The following is a 17,682-nucleotide window of genomic DNA, read 5'->3' on the forward strand; positions in this document are numbered from 1 at the left end:
GTGGTGGCCCTCGCGGTCTGCGAGACCGAGGACTGACCCCGCCCGGTCCGGTGCCCCGGGCCCGGGCCGTCCCTCCGGGGCCGCCCGGCTCAGCGCAGGCGGACCCGGTGGCCGCTCAGGTGCTGGAGCACCTGGTGGTTGGCCTCCCAGCCGTCCGGGAAGGTGACCGGGACCCCCAACTGGACCGGCTCGGTGGAGGGGTGCTCGTCGAGCAGCTCGGCGATCCCGGCCCGGGCCACCACGATGCAGGCGTGCCGGTGCCGGGAGGCCAGCACGCACAGCCGGCCGGTCTCCAGGTGGAAGGCGGTCGCGTCCGGCCGCCCGGAGAGCGGGTGCAGCACCACGGTGACGTCGTACTCCCGGCCCTGCAGCCGGTTCGCGGTGTCCACCGTGACGGCCGGCCCGGCCGAGCCGTCCACCGGCACCCCCACCTTGAGCAGGGCCGCCCGAACCGCCGCCGCCTGGTCCCGGTGGGCGGTGCCGACGGCGATCCGGTCCGCCGTGAGCGGGGTCTCGCCCTGCTCGGAACCGGCGGTCAGCCCGCGCTCCAGCAGCCGCCGGACGGTCGCCGCGACGGCCGCCACCGCCTGCGGGTCGGTCCGCACGGTGTGCCGGGCGGGCAGCTCCAGCAGGGCCCAGCCGTGCTCGGCGGCCCGGTCGATCACCGCGTCCAGGGCCGAGCCGTCCGGACGCACGCCCGGGGTGAGCCGGCGGTCGTCCGGGCCGGTGCCGGAGCGGAACGGCGTGTACGGGTAGAACGCCCGGGAGATCAGCGGTGCCGCGCTGGCCGGCAGCCGCCAGGAGATCGGCAGCCGGTGCGGCTCGATCTGCGGGTTGTGCGCCAGCATGGTCACCACGGCGCTGCTGGACGGGTCGTAGGACAGGCCGGCCCACTGCTCGGTGCCGACGACGGTGAACGGGTCCAGCTGGCCCGGGTCGCCGACGAACAGTGCCCGCTCGAACAGCCGGGCCACCGCGAGCAGGGCGTCCGAGCGCATCTGGTACGCCTCGTCGACGATCGCGTGCCGCCACGGCGCCTCGACCCGCACCCACTGCCACTTGGCGGAGGTGGAGATCACCACGTCCTGCTCGACCAGGTCGGCGACCTTGTCGGAGGGCGTGACGTTGGCGTGCCGGAGCACCTCCGGCCCGGGCCGGGCGTCCGCCGCGTGCAGCCGGCCGATCGTCAACTCCGGTGCCCTCTCGGCCAGTCGGCCGACCAGGTCGTCCACCTGGCCGTTGGTCTGGGCGACCACCATCAGCCGCTCACCGGCCGCCACCAGCTCGCGGGCGGCCCGTACCACCAGGGTCGACTTCCCGGCGCCGGGCGGGGAGTCCACCACCACGCCGCGCGGCGCGCCGACCGGCGGGTGGACGGTGGCCGCCAGGATGCGGGCCACGGCGGCGTCGGCGGCCGCGCCCGGGGACTGCGTGCTCATCATTCCCCATCCTCGGTGGCGACGGCGAGGGCGGCGGCCGGGGCGGGCACGGCCGCGGAGCCGGGCGGGCCGCCGTGTGTCCACGGGGTGTCGTCCGGCTCGGGCAGCGGCGCGGACTGGCGGACCGTCAGCTCGAACAGGGTGAAGGTGACCGGGTCGCCCGGCTCGGGCAGACTGCCCGGTTCGGGTTCCTTCTTGCGGCCCATGCCGGAGAGCACCCGCAGGGTGATGGTGCCCCCGGTCGGCTCGACCGCGACGATCTCGGCCTTCTGCGCCGCCGGCCCGCCGCCGGCCTCCGCCCGGGGGGAGCCCCACACCCGGTGGGCCTCCCGGCCGAGGTCGGCGTGCGGCCGGTCGGTGGTGTGCAGGGTGACCAGCGGGCGGGGCTTGGGGGAGCGGCCGGTGGTGTCGTACTCCAGCACCACGTCCGTCACCACCCCGCTGAACGCCTCGCCGGACAGCCGGTGTTCGGCCATCGCCAGCGGGTCGTCCAGGGCCTCCTGGACGTCCAGCCGGGCCTGCTCGCGCTCGCGCTGGGCCAGCTTGCGGGCCGCGGTGACGGCGTCGTCCTGCCGGGGCTGCGGCGGCTCGCCGGCCGCCAGCCGGTCCCGGTGGCCGGTGTAGGACCAGCGGTCGCCGGTCCAGCGCTCCGCCAGGTGGGCGGCCGGTGGCAGGGCGCGCAGCAGGTCCAGCCCCTGCCAGACGTCCCGCCAGGTGGGCAGCAGGACGGTGGACAGCGCCTGCTCCAGTTGGTCGAGCGCCGCCCGGACGGCCGCCCGGGCGCGCTCGGCGGAGGCCTCGTCGTGCGGGTCGGCGTCGTGCCGCCCGGTGCCGTACTGCCCGGTGCCGTGTTGGAGCGCGTTGACGGCGGCGTCGTAGCGGGCGATCGCCGGGGCCAGCACGCCCTCGTCGAAGCCCGGGTCGGTGGCCGGACCGGCCGGCGGGTGCAGCAGTTGGCCCCGCTCGTCGCGGGCGCTCTCGGCCAGTTCGGCGGCCCGGGCGCCGGTCAGCCCCGGCGGCGGGGCGTGCCAGGCCAGCCGGGCCGCCAGGTGCTGGTCCTCCAGGTGGCTCTGGCCGGTGGCCCAGTGCCGGGCGAGCAGGCCGGTCATCGGCAGCAGCAGGCTGGAGCCGGGCACCTGGGCGCGGTCGGTCAGGTGGGTCAGCCAGCGACCCAGCAGGGGCACCCGCAGCGGCGCCGGGTGCGGGCCCGGGTCCGCGTCCTCGGCGGTGCGGCGGAACCGGGTCGAGCGGCCGATCAGCGCGAGGTGGTGCACCCCCGCACTGTTGGGCACGATCAACTGGGGTGCTTCAGCGCACAGTTCGCGGAACACCTGGGTCTTCTCGCCGGTCTCCGGGTCCTTCTCGGAGCCCTCGATCTGCTCGACCTCGGTGCCGAAGGACTCCAGGTAGGGCAGCAGGTCGGCGGCCAGCGCGGCCAGGTAGTCGAACCGCAGGGTGCGGTTCAGCGGCTGCGGCACCAGGTGCAGCCTGGGGGCGTCCCGGTCGGTGCCCAGCATGACGGCCAGCGGCGCGCCGGCCTCGCCGGCGGCGGTCAGCGGGACGAGCACCATCGGGCGCTCCGACAGGTGCCGGTGCCGGACGGTGGCCAGCGGTTCGGCCCGGCCGCTGCGGACGGCCTCCAGCCGGGCGAGGGTGGTCAGCAGGCTCATCCGCGGACCCCCAGCGCCTCGGCGCGCAGGGCCGCCGCGTACGCCAGGCGCTCGGCCGCCTCGTGCTCCCCGTCGGAGTCGTATCCGCCGTCGGAGTCGTGCCCGCCGTCGACCCCGTCGGTGCGCCCGGCATCGGTGTCACCGGTCTTTCCGGAGGCGGCGGCCAGCGCCTCGGTGACCGTCCGGATGCTGCCCAACTCGCCGCGCACGCCCCGGCCGAGCTGCTCGACCCGGTCGTCGCAGCGGGCCCGGGCCCGGCAGTGGAAGCCGAGTTCACAGGTGGACAGGCAGTCCGGGCTGTAGGCGGCGGGCACCGCCTCGACCGAGGCGGTGAGCTGGTCGGCCGTCCGGGCCGGGGCGCCGTCCGGGTCGGCGGCCAGGTCGAAGTCGGTGCCCGGCGGCAGCTCCGCCAACAGCCGGCCGATGCCGGTCATCCGGCTCAGCTGGCGGCGGGTGGTGGCCAGCTCGCGGCGGACGTCGACGGCGACCGCGGTCGGCCGGTTGCCGAAGTCCTTCGGGCAGACCAGCAGCACGCTGGTCCGCGGGCTGCCCGGCAGCCGCTGCTCGGTGTACGGGTCGTCGTCGAGCGGCAGTCCGGCGGCCGCCGCGGCGGCGTGCTGGAGCGCCAGCACGTACACCGCGGCCTGGCGGGCCGCCGCGCCGACCTTGGCCGGGTCCGCGCTGCCGTCCAGTACCGGGAAGGACTTGATCTCGACCACCGTGCACCGCCCGCCGTGCACCACCAGGGCGTCCGGTTCCAGGTAAGCGGTGCTGCCGGCCACGGCGAGCCGCAGCATCGGGTGGTCCAGCAGCGTCCAGGCGTCCGGATCGGCGGCGGCCCGGGCCAGCACCTCGGCCGTGCGGTCGGCACGGACCGCCGGGCCGGAGCGCTGCAGCAGGTCCGGCACCAGCAGCGGGGCGCGGTCGTCCGCCGGGACGCCGAGATGGGCGCGGAGCGGTTCCAGCAGGGCGGCGTGGTCGTCCGCCTTCAGCCGGGACTCGAAGATCACGCCGCGGGCGATCGCGAACGGGGACTGCCCGAAGGGGGCGGGGCGGCCGAGCCGGGCGGCCAGCGCCGACTTGTCTACCCCGGCCGCATCCAGTACGGCGCGGCGGTGGCAGCCCGGATTGGCGGCCAGCGCGGCGAGGGAGCGGGCGTTCAGACTGCGCTGCGGGGCCGGTCCGCGCAGCTCGGCGAGCCGGCGGGCGAGCGGCTCAGCGGGCCCGCCGAGCGGGACGTTCGTCGAGACGTTCATGGTGCGGCCCAGTGTCGCACCCGGGTCCGACAACGCGGTGCGGACCGGCCCGTTCCGGCCGCAACCGGTCGATCCGCGCCCGTAGCGGGCCCGGTGGGAGGCCGGCGCGGGGCAGGCCGTGGGCCCGGTGGGAGGCCGGCGCGGGGCAGGTCGTGGGCCCCTGCCGGGCCGGGGCCCGGTCGGCATCCCGGGGCCGCGATCGTGGCCGCCGTCCGGGTGGGGGATCATGGAGCCCGGTGCTCAAGGGTGAGACCGACCGTTGACCGCCCCGCTGCGAGGAGCCCCCCATGCCCGCCCGAATCGTGCTGGTCCGCCACGGCGAGACCGAGTGGTCGGCCACCGGCCGCCACACCGGCCGCACCGACATCCCGCTGACCGAGGACGGCCGGGCGATGGCCCGGGCGCTCGGCGCCCGACTCGCCAAGGCCCCCTGGAACGGGCTGCCGGACGCGCTGGTCTACACCAGCCCGCTCGGCCGCGCCGAGGAGACCTGCGCGCTGGCCGGCTTCGGCGACCGCGCGGTGGAGCGTCCGGAACTGCTGGAGTGGGACTACGGCCAGTACGAGGGGCGCACCGGCGCCGACATCCGGGCCACCGACCACCCCGGCTGGCTGATCTGGCGCGACGGCGTGCCCGGCGGCGAGAAGCTCTCCGACGTGGCCGCCCGGGTCGACGCCTTCCTCGCCGAACTCAACGAGGAGCACGGCGTCCCGGCGGCGGACACCACCGACATGCACTGCGCCGACCGCGACGTCATCCTGTTCGCGCACGGCCACCTGCTGCGCATCCTGACCGCCCGTTGGCTGGGTCTGCCGCCCGAGTTCGCCCAGCGGTTCAAGCTCGGCACGGCGGCGCTGTGCGTGCTGTCCTGGGAGTACGGCGCCCCGGCGGTGGAGGTCTGGAACGACCTGTCGCACCTGGAGGGGCTGACGTCCGGCCACTGAGGCGGTCGTCGCGGGCCGGCCGGTGGGTGTTCCGCCGACCGGCCCGTCCGTCGGTTCCGGAGACCGTCCGTCACCCCGGAGACCGTCCGCCACCCCGGAGACCGTCCGCCACCCCGGGGCCCGGCCATGGGCCCCGGGGTGACGGACGGAGCGCCGGTCAGGCCGCCGCGGCCCGGTCGTAGCCGGTGAGGAAGCCGCGCACCTCGGGCACGGCGGCGTGCGGGCGCAGCCGTCCCGCGGTGTCCGCCAGCATGCTGCGGATCCGGGCCGAGCGGACCTCGCCGAACAGCGCCACGGCGGCCGAGCCGTGGTGCGCCGCCCCCGCCAAGTCCCCCCGGCCGAGCCGGTCGTGGGCCAGTTCGGCGGTGTACAGCACCCGGTTGCGCACGAAGTGCGGCTCCTGCAGCGCTATCGCCAGCGCGGCCTGGTCGCTGGCGCGGTCCCAGTCCTCCAGCGCGGACCAGCACTGCGACTGCAGACCGGCGATCTCCGCCTCGCCGAAGAAGCACATCCACTCCGGATCGGACTCCGACGGCCCCCGGTCGAACAGCGCGTACGCCCGGCCGAGCGCACGTTCGCAGGAGGAACGATCCCGCAGTACGGCCCAGGCTCCGGCCTCCCGCATGCTCAGCAGGGCGAGCAGCCGGGCGGAGCCCAGCTCCCGGGCGGCGGACCGCCCGGCCTGCGCGGCGCGCAGCGCCTCGCGCGGGCGCCCCGCGTCGCGGGCGAGGAAGGCGCTGTTGCAGAAGACGTGCGCCTCCAGCGCGGAGTCGTCGGCCATCCGGGCGGTGGCCAGCGCCTCGGCGTAGAACGAACGGGCGTCCGCGAGCCGGTTCGAGTCATGGGCCAACCAGCCCACCGAGATGGCCAGTTCGCCCGCCCCGGCCTGGAGCCTCCGTTCCGTCTCGGCGCTGTAGTCGCCCTCGTTGAGCAGGAGGTAGGCGGTGCGCAGGGACTGCCCGGCGCGTTCGTACAGGGCGTCGGCGCCGTGCGCGTCGTCCGCCACTCTGATGTCCCGGACGGCCTGTTCGACACCGAGCACCTCGGCGGCGCCGACCTTGCGCGGGGGTGGCACCGGGCCCGGTCGGCCGGGCACCAGCGGCTCGGCGCCGAGCAGCGCCGGCGCGGCCGACTCCGGGCGGGGGAAGGCGAACCGGCCGGGGGCCGGGCCGAAACCGGCACCGGGGGCCGGCCGGGCGGCGGCCGACCGGTCGATGCCGATCACGGTGGCCAGCGCGGTCGAGCCGCCGGCCAGGAACGTACGGCGACGCACGTCGTCGTTCTCCTCGTCGGGGTAGGGCGATCCATCGGGCCCCCTGGGCACCGCGCCGGCCATCGGCCACGGGGGCCCGTCCGGAGCGGCTGGATCCGCGTACGGCGAGGCAGCGTACGGGAGTTGGGTGGAGAGTGGTGAGCGCGGGGCGGGCGGGGGCGGGAACGACGGATGGAGCGCGGGGTGGGGCGGGGCACCGGCCGGGCCGGCCGCCGGACGGCGGCGGACGGCGGTGCGCGGGGCGAAGCCCAGGTCGGTGAGCGTGCTCCCCGGCCACATGTGCCGGAAGACCCGCTCGTAGGCGTAGTTGGGGCAGCGGATCTCACCGGACTCGACCCGGCCGACGTAGCGGGCGTCGCAGGACACGTGCTCGCCGATCTCGCGGGCGGCCCGGCGGACCGCCATGGCGAACTCGCCGGGTGAGCGGTCGCCGCGCAGCGCGCGCATCACGGGGTTGGGGGACGGACGGTTCGGCTCGGCCGGTGGGGTGGCTGCCATGGCGCCGAGAGTACTCGGAGTCACTGATCGGCCACAGTCGGTTCGCAGGACATCTCCTATCAATACGGGGTGAAACGGGCGTAGTTGCCGGGTATCCGCCATGAAATGCCATGCCTTGCTGTAAGGCGCCCCGTGGCCTCCGGGCGCCCTGGCGCGTTGACCTGGTACCTGGAAGCCCAGGGCGTCCCCCCGGCCCGTCCCCGCCCCCGCGGCCCCCCGCGGCGGCAGCGCTTCCGACCCGACGAGGTACACCCGACGAGGTACAGGAGGGCCCATGATGGCCACCGGACTGCCGCAGCACCGACCCGTCGCCGGGGGTGTGCTCGCCGCCGCCGTCCCCGCCCTGCTCCCGGACCCGGCCGACGACCGGTTCCCCGGCCGGGGCCCGGTCGAGGGCGGCCACGGCTCCTGCGGCGGGCTGCGCCGGGACCGGGCCGTCCCCGCCGAGGACACCCTGGCCACCGGCTGCGACACCGTGACGGTCGCCCTGCGGCACGGACTGGAGGCCGTCGACATCCTGCGCCTGCGCCGCGCCTGCGGGGCCGTCCTGCAGAGCCGCAACGGCAGCACCGTCGCCTTCCTCGTCCCGGCCGGCACCTGGGAGACCTGGCACCTGCCCGGCAGCTCCTGTACGGCCGGTGCCCTGGTGCCTAGTGCCACCGATCCGCGCTGGGTGATCCCGCCCGCCGGGCCCGGCCGGGCCACCCGTCCGACCGACGCCTGGGTACTCCGCTCCGCCCTCTGCGAGGCCGCCTGCACGCTCACTGCGGGCGGCCTCGGCCCGTTCTAGCGGGCGTGCCGCGAGGATTCCGCCGGGCCCTACGCCCACCGGCCGGACCCCCGCAGCACGCCCCCGAACCGGAGGGCGCCCCTGACCCGGAGGGCGCCCCGACCCGGGCGCTCCGGCTCCTGCTCCTTCGGCGACTCCGGTCTCCGCGCCCGCGGCGGCTCCAGCCCCTGCGCCTGGCGGCGACTCCAGCTTCTGCGCCTGCGGCGATAATGACCGGTATGGGACGAAGCAACAGGGCCGCGCGCAGCCCGGAACCGGCGCTCACCACCGGACCGGACGGCCGCACCCATGCCCAGGGGCCGTTGATCCGCCCGGTCGGTTCCGGCCAGGCCGAGCTGCGCCCGGACCGGGACCGCCCGCACGCCTGGTCGCTGCTCGTCGACGGTGCCCCGCAGTCCCTGGTCGACCTGGCCGACCCCACCCATCTGGGCTTCGAGTACCAGCGCCGGCTCGGCCACCTGATCGACCTGGTCGCCCCGCCCGGCCGTCCGCTCACCGTCCTGCACCTGGGCGGCGGCGCGCTCACCCTGGCCCGCTACGTGGCCGCCACCCGGCCGCGCTCCCGCCAGCAGGTCGCCGAGATCGACACCGCGCTCACCGAACTCGTCCGCGCCGAACTCCCGTTGGAACGCGGCTGGCAGATCAAGGTGCGCGGTGCGGACGCCCGCGACGTGCTGGAACGCACCCCCGAGGGCAGCGTCGACCTGGTCATCACCGACGTCTTCTCCGGAGCCCGCACCCCGGCCCACTGCACCACCGTCGAGTTCACCACCCTCGCGGCCCGCGCCCTCGCCCCCGGCGGGTGGTACGCCGCGAACCTGGCCGACGGCGGCGCCCTGCCCTTCGCCCGCTCCCAGGTCGCCACCCTCGGTGCGGTCTTCCCCGAGCTCTGCCTCACCGCGGACCCCGCCGTCCTGCGCGGCAAGCGCTTCGGCAACCTCGTCCTGGCCGCCGCCCACACCCCGCTCCCGATCGCGGAGCTCACCCGCCGGGTCGCCTCGGACTCCTCCCACGGCCGGGTCGAACACGGCCGCGCCCTGGCCGACTTCACCGCGGGCACGGCCCCGGCCACCGACGCCACGGCGGCCCCTTCCCCGACCCCGCCGCCGGGCGTCTTCCGTTGACGGCCCGGTGGGCCCGTGTCGTCGATCAGTCGGCGGACGAGCGGATTACGGCCCGTCAGGGCGGCGGGCAGCCGGCCGTCGAGGGTGAGAAGGAGGGGGAGTACGTGCGGATCCGACCGGCCCGACCGGACGAGGCCGAACTGCTCACCGGCATCGCCCTGCGGGCCAAGGCGTACTGGGGCTACGACGAGGCGTTCATGGCCGCTTGCCGGGCCGAGCTGACCCTGGACGCGGCCGCGGTCGAACGGGCCTCGACGGTGGTGGCCGAGGACGGCGACGGCCGGCTGCTCGGCTTCGCCGCACTGGCGGGTACCGCGCCGAACGGCGAGTTGGAGATGCTGTTCGTCGAGCCCGACCGGATCGGCCGCGGCATCGGCAGGGCGCTGTTCGCGCACGTCCGCGACCTGGCCCGGGTGCGCGGTCTGCGCCGCCTCACCATCGATGCCGACCCGAACGCCGAAGCGTTCTACCTGGCCATGGGCGCGGCCCGGATCGGCAGCACCCCTTCGACCGCCCTGCCCGGGCGTGAACTCCCGCGGCTGGAAGTGCTGCTGGACCGGGCGCCCTGACCGGCGCTCCGTCATCCGCGCGTTGATCGGTCGTCGGCCCGGCCTCGGGCAGGGACCGGAACCCGACCGCGACCGGGTTCCGGTCCCTGCCCGAGGCCCGCTCCGCGCCCGTCCGGTACCCGCCCAGGGCCCGTTCAGTGCCCGCGCGGCAGTCCGCGGTGCTTGCACATCGCCGCGCCGGTGAGCAGCAGCCCGGCGGCGATCGGGGCGAGGACCGCGGTCGCGGTGGCGGAGCCGTCCACGGCGGCCGTGACGGTCGCCGTGTCGGTGAGGGCGAGCGCCTCGGCGGTCCCGTCGCCCGCCGGTGCGGCCGGGATCACGGCGCCCTCCGCGGCCCCGGCCGCACCGACGGGTTCCGGTGTGCCCGTCCCCTCGTGGGCGGCGGCCTCCTGGACGGTGGGCCCCCCGGGCGCGCCGGGTGCGGCCGGGCCGGCCGGTTCGGCGGTGTCGCCGGAGCGGGGGCGTGGGAGGACGGGCAGCGCGGCGGGTTCGCCCTCGCGGGAGGCGCGGATCCGGTCGGGGCGGCCCTGGGCGGGGACGGTGCCGAGCAGACCGGAGGCGAGGGCGAAGGCGTCGGGGACGGCATCGGGGACGGCGGCGCCCTGGCCGGGCAGCGGCAGCCCACCGGCCCGGATGCGCTGCTGGAGGGCCTCGCCGACCGTGCCGACGCCCGTGCTCAGGGCCGCCCCGTCCGCCGGTCCGTCCACCGCCCCGTCCGCCGCTCCACGGGTCAGGTCCCCGACGGGTCCGGTCTCGCGGTCCGGTCCGACCGGGCGGACGGCTGACGGGCCGTCCAGCGCGGGGCCGCCGGGCAGGGTCCGGCGGACGGCGGGCCGGGGCTGCCCGGCGGAGGGGTCGGCGGTGGCCGCGTACGCGCCCGGGGCGCCGACGCCCCAGAGTTGTGCGAGCAGCGCCCCGCCGGCGGCGACGGTGCGGGGGCGGGGGAGCCACCGGGCGGCCGCCCGCCGGGCTCCGGCGTCGCCGCGGGGGGCGGGTTCCTGGGGCTCGGTCGCGTGATTGGCTCGCACGTGAGTTGAGAACGAGCGGGGCGGGGGTGAGGTCACGCCCGCCGTCACGGACAGTCATCGCGCGGGCGGCCCCGGGGCGGTGCGCCCGGGGCCACCGTCCGCGCGGGGATCAGGAGTTGGGGCGCAGGGTCCAGGTGACCGTCATCACGCCGGTGACCGCGCCGTCGGCGCGGGTGATCTCGACGGTGACCGGGAACTCGGGGCGGCCGCCGGCGTCCAGCTCGGCGACGACCTCGGCGGCCGGGCGGCCGAGCACGGCGGTGGCGGTGACCTCGCCCATGGCCAGCTTCTTGTAGGCGATCTCGGCGTTCACGGCGAGCGGCACGGCCCGGGAGAGCTGCTCCCCGAAGGCGGCGAGCACGATGCAGCCGCTGGCGGACTCGGCGAGGGTGAACATCGCGCCGGCGTGCGGGCCGCCGACGTGGTTGTGGTACGCGGGCTGGTCGGGCAGCCGGAGCACGGCGCGCTCGGGGGTGGTCTCCAGGTACTCGAGCTTGAGGGTGTGCGCCATCGGCACGGTGGCGTCGAGCATCTGGCCGATCGAAGGAGTGGTCATGGCGACGATGTTACTAGTCGGTAGCTTCTTGCGGCAGGGGTCGCCGGGCACAACATCCCGGCGCGACGCGGGGCCGCCGGGCGCAACCCCGGAGCACCGGGCGCAACTGAGCCCGCGACCGATCGACGGCACGCGAAAACGCCTGAGGGGCCGATCTCTTGAAGAGATCGGCCCCTCAGGCTCTGGGGTGAGTGACGGGACTCGAACCCGCGGCCACCTGGACCACAACCAGGTGCTCTACCAACTGAGCTACACCCACCATCTGTCCGGTCCGTTTCCGCTTCCGCGTTCCCGTTCCGACAGGAAGAACTCTACAGGATCCGAGAGGGTGCTCGCGCCAGGGTTCCGTCCCGGCGGACGACGGCACCCCCTCCGACCCCGCGACGGGCCCGTCAGTCGGTCGCGGCCCGGTACTTCTCGGCGATCGTGCGCGCGGTCTCGGCGTCCGGACCGGGCTGCGGGACGAACACCGCCTCGCGGTAGTACCGCAGTTCGTCGATGCTCTCGCGGATGTCGGCGAGCGCGCGGTGGTTCCCGCCCTTCGGCGGGCTGTTGTAGTACGCCTTCGGGTACCAGCGGCGGGCCAGCTCCTTGATCGAGGAGACGTCCACGATCCGGTAGTGCAGGTGCTTCTCCAGGGCCGGCATGTCCCGGGCCAGGAAGCCGCGGTCGGTGGCCACCGAGTTGCCGCACAGCGGCGTCTTCCCGGCCTCCGGCGCGTGCTCGCGCACGTACGCGAGGACCCGCTCCTCGGCCTCGGCCAGGGTCACGCCCTGCTCCAGCTCCTCCAGCAGGCCGGAGGAGGTGTGCATCTCGCGCACCACCTCCGGCATGTTCGCCAACGCCTCGGCCGGCGGGCGGATGATGACGTCAACGCCCTCGCCGAGGACGTTCAGCTCGGAGTCCGTCACCAGCACCGCGACCTCGACCAGGGCGTCCCGGTCGAGGTCGAGGCCGGTCATTTCACAGTCGATCCATACCAAACGGTCATTCACGCAACTCACCCTACGGCGCGATCACGCGCGGCGGGGACCGGTGGAGCCGACCGGGGTGCCGCGGTGGCGGTCTCGGCCCGGTGCTCCTCCGCCCCGGCGTGCGTGCCGTGGCCCTCCGGGTGCTCGTCCTCCCGGCCGGTCCGGACCGGGTGGCCGTCCCGCCCGGGACGGCCCTCGCGGGCCGACCGTCCACCGTCCGCCGGAGCCGTCCGGGTGCCCGCCGGACCGGCCGGCGTGCGGACCTGCGGGGCCCGCGCCTGCCGTCCCCGGAGGTCGCCCGCCCCGGCCGCCGGCTGCCCGGCGGCAGCGGACGGCACCCGGCCGGTCGGTGCGCCGTGCGCCCGCCCGGCCGCGCCCGGCTCGTCGCCGGGCCGGTCGACCGCGCTGCGGTGCCCCTGGCCCTGGCCGCGCGCCCCCGGCTGGGGGTGGCCGTCCTCGGCCGCCGCGTGCTCGGCGGTGCGGGACGGCCGCCCCGCACCCGGACCGGCCTGCGGCGGGACCAGCGGCGACCGCAGCGGACCGCGTGCCGCACCCTGCTGCCCGGGGTGCGACTGCTGCGCGGCCTGCTGGTGCGGGTACGGCTGGCCGGTGCGCCCGTGGAAGCCCTGGCCGACCGGCGCCCCGGCCTGCCCCGCGCCGTACCCGCCGGACTGTCCGTGCGGCACCGGCTGCCCGTGCTGGCCCGGCTGGCCGACCGGCGCCTGCGCACCCGGACCGGCCGGGAACGGGTGGGCCGGCGCACCACCGTGCGCCGTGCCGCCGAACGGCCCGCCGCCCGCCGAGGCGGCCGCGGCCGCCGCGTGCTGCAGCGCACCGGGCAGCCGCAGGTCGGCACCGTGCGCTCCGGCCGGGGCCGGGGCCTGCTGCCCGGGCCGACGGGCCCGGTAGCTGGTCCGGTACGCGGCCGGGGAGACCCCGAGCTGGCGGCGGAAGTGCCCGCGCAGCGCCACCGGCGAGCGGAACCCGCACCGGCGCGCCACGTCGTCCACCGACAGCTCCGAGGTCTCCAGCAGCCGCTGCGCCTGGAGCACCCGCTGGGTGATCAGCCACTGGAGCGGCGCGCTGCCGGTGAGCGTGCGGAAGCGGCGGTCGAAGGTGCGCCGGCTCATGTAGGCACGGGCCGCCAGCACCTCGACGTCGAACTGCTGGTTGAGGTTCTCCAGCGCCCAGGTGACCACCTCGGCCAACGGGTCGTTGCCGATCTCCTCAGGTAAAGACTGATCGATGTACTGGGCCTGTCCGCCACCGCTGCGGCGGCTGGGCACCACCAGACGGCGGGCCAGCGCGTTGGCGGCCTCGGCGCCGTGGTCGCTGCGCACCACGTGCAGGCACAGGTCGATCCCGGCGGCGGTGCCGGCCGAGGTCAGCACGTCGCCGTCGTCCACGAACAGCTCGCGCGGGTCGACGTGCACCCGCGGGTAGCGCTTGGCCAGGGTCGGCGCGTACATCCAGTGGGTGGTCGCCGGGCGGCCGTCCAGCAGACCGGCGGCGGCGAGCACGAACGCACCGGTGCAGAGCCCGATGATCCGGGCGCCCTCGTGGTGGGCCTTGCGCAGGGCGGTGATGGCCTCGACCGGCGGCGGCTGGGAGATCGAGCGCCAGGCCGGTACGACGATCGTGCCGGCCCGGGCGAGCGCCTCCAGGCCGTACGGTGCCGAGAGGGTGAGGCCGCCGGTGGTGGCCAGCGGGCCCTCCTCACCGGCGCAGACCAGCAGCCGGTAGCGGGGGACCCCGGCGTCCTGGCGGTCCACGCCGAAGACCGAGAGCGGGATGGAGCTCTCGAAGATCGGGGCGCCGCCGAAGATCAGGACCGCGACCGTCTCCCGACGGCGTCGGCCGGAGAGCTTCCGCGGGGCGCCGAGCGCCGAGGGGGAGCCCGGGGAGGCGCTGCCGCCCGGCCCGCCGTGGCCCAGCGGACCGTGGCCGGGGGCGGTGCCCAGGGCGAGGCCGCCGCCGAGCGGGCCGGTACCGGTGCCGGAGCCGTTCAGGCCGGGGGTCGCTGGGCCGGAGTGGTAGGTCGGGTGGCCGGGGTAGCCCGGGGCGCCGGAGTGGGCCGGGCTCCCGGGGTAACCGGGGTGTCCCGGGTACTCGCCGCCGTAGGACGGGGCGGGGCCGCCGTAGGCCTGGGCCGGGCTGACGAGGCCTCTGCCGCCGGGCTGGCCGAGCGGGTTCGGGTGCCCGCCCTGGACCGGCGGGGCGCCGTAGGGCGCCGGGTTGCTGTGGGGCGTACCGCCGAGGGACGTACCACCGTGGGTCAGGCCGCCGTGGGCCGCGCCGCCGTGCTGGGGGCCGCCGTACTGCTGGCTGCCGTACTGCTGGCCGCCGTGTTCGGCCGGGGCGTGGCCCGGGGCGGACGGACCGGCCGGATAGGGGGAGTACGGGGCGGGGCCCGAGGTGCTCGGGGTGCCGGAGGTTCGGGTGGTGGCGGCGATGGCGGAGGTGCCGGTGCTTCTCGTGGGCCGACTCGCGCTGCCGGCCGGCGCCTGGCCGCTCTCAGGACCCGCGTCGCTCCTGCTCACCCTGCTCAAGGCGCTCAAGCCCCCTCGGTGGTGTGGTGTGGGTGGTGCGGCACTGCTGGCCAAGATCGAAATCTATCGGGTGGACCGTTGCCGTTGTGACAAGTTCACCATCCGACGCTATGTCGACATGGCAATTTGGCGTGATGCATTCGATCACGAAGCGTGGCACCCGTCGACCCTTCTGGGAAGAGGGCCGGTGCAACGGTGGCTGGTTGTCGCGGGGCGGTTCCTGGGGTGTCCGGCTTCCGGGCGCCCGGTAGGCGGGTCTGGGCTGCGGATTTGCCCAAGCGGGAGGGCGAGGCGCGAAATTGACCGAAAATCGGCGGTGCACGGGAGGGCGCACGAAAGCCGGCCGTGCGCCTCCCTGGCTCCATCCGGCCAGCATCCGGGCGGCCCGACCGGCACCGCCGCCACCGGGTTACGGTCCTGCCGTGAAGACCAACCGCCGGCTCGAACAGGCCAACGACAACGCCGCCGCCTTCTGGCTCGCCCAAGCCCGCACCCACGGCTGGCGGTCCCACGTCCGCCCGGGCCTCACCGCGGTCCGCTGCGCGCGCACCCCGGACGACTCCCAGCGCTTCGTGGTCACCCGCCCCTACGTCGAACCGGCCGACGTGGAAAAGCAGTTGGCGGAACTCCTGGACGCGTGGGAGACGGTCTGCTTCACCCTGGAGGACCCGTACGGCGGGCTCGACCTGACCCGCTTCGGGGCCGCCCGGCTGCCGATCATGCCCGTGATGGTCCGGGAGCCCGGCCCGGTCGAGGGCGCGCCCGCCGGACTGCCCGCCACCGTCCGGGCGCACGGCGGTGGCACCCTGACGATCGATGAGGCGCTGGACGGTGACACCTTCGCACTGGTCGAGCGGATCATCGTGGACGGCTTCCCGCTGCCCGCCCGGCAGCCCTGGACGCGCGGCGATGCCCTCCCGACGCGGTTGCTGCGCGAGCCCGGCTGCCGGGCCTGGGCGGGCCGCCTCGACGGCGCGCCGGCGGGCGCGTGCCTGACCTTCGACGACGGATCCGCCACCGGGGTGTACTGGGTCGCCACCCTGCCCGACCAGCGCGGACAGGGCGTGGCCGGGGCCCTGCTGCGGACCGCCCTGGCCCACGCGCACCCGGACCGCCCGGCCACTCTGGTCGCCACCGCGGCCGGCGAGCCGGTCTACCGCCGGCTCGGGTTCACCGCGCAGGCCCCGACCTGCTGGTGGAGCCGCACCTCGTCGAGCCGCTGACCGGCGGGAGCGTTCGGCCGGTGGGAGCGGCCGCCGGGCCCGGGGCGGGGGGTCGGCCTTCAGGGCGGGGCAGGGCCGCGTGCCGGGGGGCCAGGGCGGGTCGGGACCGGGGTGCTACTGGCCGACCGCCGCCGCGGTGGGTGCGGCGGCCACGGCAGGCGCGGAGGGTGTGCGGGGTGCGCCGGATACGGCGGCGAGGGGCGCAGCCGCGCGGGGTGCGGCGGCCTTCGCCACCGCAACGGCGTGTGCTGCCAAGGCCGTTGACGTGGCGCCCGGTGCCGCGGCGAACACGGTACGGGCCGGCCCGACCCCCTGCGCACCACTCGTCCCACCAGTCCCCACAGCCCCACCGGCGACCGTACGGAGAGGTGCCGGCCGCGCCGGTGCGGCGACCCGGTCGGCGTGCGCGCCCGTCGCCGCCGCGTCGCCCGTCCGCAGGTCGTCGCCGGCTCCGTCCCCCGTCCCTCCCGGGGCGCCGGTCCGCTGGACGCCGTCGGCGATCGCGGCAAACCCGCCTGATCGGTTTCGGACACCGGGCCCGGCCCCGGAAGCCGCGACCACCGCCCTCCCGGCCTCCACAGGAACGGGCGCATTCGGCCCTTCCGGGGCGGACACCGGCGTCCGCGCGCTGGATCGCGCGCCGAGCAGCGCCGTCGCGCGCACCGGAACACCCGGACCGGCGGCGCCGGAGCCGGCACCGGCCTGCCGCAGCCGGCCGGGCCCGCCCGTGCGGACGTCCGACTGCGTGTCCGACTGGGCGTCCGCCGGGAGGCCGGACCGGGCGCCCGGCCGCATTCCCGGCCGCTTCCCCGGGCGGGCCGAGGGTGCGTTGCGCGCGGCGAGCACCAGGCCGACCGCCTCCGGCAGACCGGCGGCCTTCAGCGTCGGGCGGTAGCCGATCTCCGCCCACGGCCGGCCGTGGTGCAACCAGACGCTGCGCAGCCCCGCCAGTTCGGCGCCGGCGATGTCGGCGGGTGCGTGGTCCCCGACCATCCAGGTGTGCGCCGCCCAGTCCCCGGTCGGCCGGACGCCGCACCGCCGTGCGGCGATCTCGAAGATCAGCGGATCCGGTTTGACGCAGTCGGCCTCCTCCGAGATCACCCAGCCGTCGACCAGCGGCCCCAGCCCGGTCCGCCGGATCTTCTCCAACTGCGGCCGGGTGCCGCCGTTGGAGACGATCCCGAGCGTCCACCCCGCGGTCCGGGCCGCCTGCAAGGCCTCGATGTTCCGGGCCGGACAGTGGATGTGGGAGTTGATGCCGCGTCGGAAGTGTGCGTGCAGGAACTCGATGGAGGCGTCCAGACCGTAGCGGCGCCGGACGGCGGACAGTACGGTGCTGCGCGGCACATAGCCGCCGCCGTCCAGGGTGACGAACCAGTCGAGGTCGCCGGGCGGCAGGTCGTGTTCGGACAGGAAGTCCTGCGCCCAGGCCCGGAAGGCGGCGTCCCGGGGGAGCAGCGTGTTGTCGAGGTCGAACAGGAGCAGCGGCATGCCGAGCATGGTGCCAGCGGCTGCGCCTATGCACCTGGCAAATGCCAGAGCGCGTCGCGAAGCCGTACGAAGTGGCCGAAAGGGCCCGGACACCGACCGGACGGGGTGAGTCCGGACGGACCGGAACGCTGGTCGGGGCGCCCGGGGCGTGACGGTTGGCGACGCCCGGCAACGGATCGTCGCCAATCCATGACAGTCCGGTCACGGTGTCCCGCGGGCCTGTTGCGCCTCCCGGCCCGCTCAGTCAAGCTCCTTAGAACCTCCGTTCTGGAGGGGGCGCGATCGCCTGCGGGCAGGG

Annotated in this window: 13 protein-coding genes, 1 tRNA gene and 1 pseudogene; 5 read left to right on the forward strand and 10 right to left on the reverse strand. The window is 76.5% G+C overall.

Annotated elements, in window-relative coordinates; genetic code table 11:
* Window positions 1–89: 89 nt before the first annotated feature.
* The 3 genes from AB0O91_RS27125 to AB0O91_RS27135 are packed head-to-tail and all read right to left on the reverse strand — an operon-like array spanning window position 90 to window position 4,365.
* A complete protein-coding gene (locus AB0O91_RS27125; protein WP_363438027.1) occupies window positions 90–1,442 on the reverse strand; it encodes an AAA family ATPase in 1,353 nt (450 codons plus the stop codon).
* Window positions 1,439–3,109, reverse strand: coding sequence for a hypothetical protein (locus AB0O91_RS27130; protein WP_363438030.1), 1,671 nt, complete (start codon window positions 3,107–3,109; stop codon window positions 1,439–1,441). Before AB0O91_RS27130 ends, AB0O91_RS27125 begins: the two co-directional genes overlap by 4 nt.
* On the reverse strand, window positions 3,106–4,365 hold the full coding sequence (locus AB0O91_RS27135) for a hypothetical protein (RefSeq protein WP_363438033.1): 1,260 nt from the start codon (window positions 4,363–4,365) through the stop codon (window positions 3,106–3,108). Before AB0O91_RS27135 ends, AB0O91_RS27130 begins: the two co-directional genes overlap by 4 nt.
* Before the next feature lie 287 nt (window positions 4,366–4,652).
* Here AB0O91_RS27135 and AB0O91_RS27140 point away from each other — a divergent pair, with 287 nt between their 5' ends.
* Entirely contained in the window at window positions 4,653–5,309 is a 657-nt protein-coding gene (locus tag AB0O91_RS27140; RefSeq protein ID WP_363438036.1) for a histidine phosphatase family protein, read from the forward strand.
* A 157-nt stretch (window positions 5,310–5,466) separates the two neighbouring features.
* Here AB0O91_RS27140 and AB0O91_RS27145 read toward each other — a convergent pair whose 3' ends face one another.
* Window positions 5,467–7,080, reverse strand: coding sequence for a tetratricopeptide repeat protein (locus AB0O91_RS27145; RefSeq protein WP_363438038.1), 1,614 nt, complete (start codon window positions 7,078–7,080; stop codon window positions 5,467–5,469).
* Between the two features lie 274 nt (window positions 7,081–7,354).
* Here AB0O91_RS27145 and AB0O91_RS27150 point away from each other — a divergent pair, with 274 nt between their 5' ends.
* From AB0O91_RS27150 to AB0O91_RS27160, 3 genes are all read left to right on the forward strand, one after another.
* Entirely contained in the window at window positions 7,355–7,870 is a 516-nt protein-coding gene (locus AB0O91_RS27150; RefSeq protein WP_363438041.1) for a hypothetical protein, read from the forward strand.
* 218 nt (window positions 7,871–8,088) lie between these two features.
* On the forward strand, window positions 8,089–8,994 hold the full coding sequence (locus tag AB0O91_RS27155) for a fused MFS/spermidine synthase (protein WP_363438044.1): 906 nt from the start codon (window positions 8,089–8,091) through the stop codon (window positions 8,992–8,994).
* A gap of 104 nt (window positions 8,995–9,098) precedes the next feature.
* Window positions 9,099–9,563, forward strand: a complete 465-nt coding sequence (locus tag AB0O91_RS27160; RefSeq protein WP_363438047.1) for a GNAT family N-acetyltransferase — start codon at window positions 9,099–9,101, stop codon at window positions 9,561–9,563.
* Between the two features lie 134 nt (window positions 9,564–9,697).
* On the opposite strand, the gene AB0O91_RS27165 is transcribed toward AB0O91_RS27160, so the two are convergent.
* From AB0O91_RS27165 to AB0O91_RS27185, 5 genes and pseudogenes are all read right to left on the reverse strand, one after another.
* A complete protein-coding gene (locus tag AB0O91_RS27165) occupies window positions 9,698–10,591 on the reverse strand; it encodes a hypothetical protein (RefSeq protein ID WP_363438049.1) in 894 nt (297 codons plus the stop codon).
* 109 nt (window positions 10,592–10,700) lie between these two features.
* The gene (locus tag AB0O91_RS27170) at window positions 10,701–11,147 is read right to left on the reverse strand and encodes a DUF4442 domain-containing protein (protein WP_363438051.1); all 447 of its coding nucleotides are present in this window, start codon (window positions 11,145–11,147) and stop codon (window positions 10,701–10,703) included.
* 183 nt (window positions 11,148–11,330) lie between these two features.
* Window positions 11,331–11,406 (reverse strand) — tRNA-His (locus tag AB0O91_RS27175).
* 133 nt (window positions 11,407–11,539) lie between these two features.
* Window positions 11,540–12,142, reverse strand: coding sequence for an oligoribonuclease (orn, locus tag AB0O91_RS27180; RefSeq protein ID WP_363438054.1), 603 nt, complete (start codon window positions 12,140–12,142; stop codon window positions 11,540–11,542).
* 869 nt (window positions 12,143–13,011) lie between these two features.
* Window positions 13,012–13,950 (reverse strand): annotated as a pseudogene (locus tag AB0O91_RS27185) (helix-turn-helix domain-containing protein); the annotation flags it as partial.
* 1,142 nt (window positions 13,951–15,092) lie between these two features.
* Here AB0O91_RS27185 and AB0O91_RS27190 point away from each other — a divergent pair.
* Window positions 15,093–15,893: a GNAT family N-acetyltransferase gene (locus AB0O91_RS27190; protein ID WP_363438057.1), complete on the forward strand. Its 801-nt coding sequence runs from the start codon at window positions 15,093–15,095 to the stop codon at window positions 15,891–15,893.
* A gap of 114 nt (window positions 15,894–16,007) precedes the next feature.
* On the opposite strand, the gene AB0O91_RS27195 is transcribed toward AB0O91_RS27190, so the two are convergent.
* Window positions 16,008–17,384 carry an HAD family hydrolase gene (locus AB0O91_RS27195; RefSeq protein WP_363438059.1) on the reverse strand — a complete coding sequence of 459 codons (1,377 nt, stop codon included), beginning with the start codon at window positions 17,382–17,384 and terminating at the stop codon, window positions 16,008–16,010.
* Between the last annotated feature and the right edge of the window lie 298 nt (window positions 17,385–17,682).

Origin of the sequence: Kitasatospora sp. NPDC089797 (genome assembly GCF_040684795.1) — a bacterium.
Classification (GTDB): domain Bacteria; phylum Actinomycetota; class Actinomycetes; order Streptomycetales; family Streptomycetaceae; genus Kitasatospora.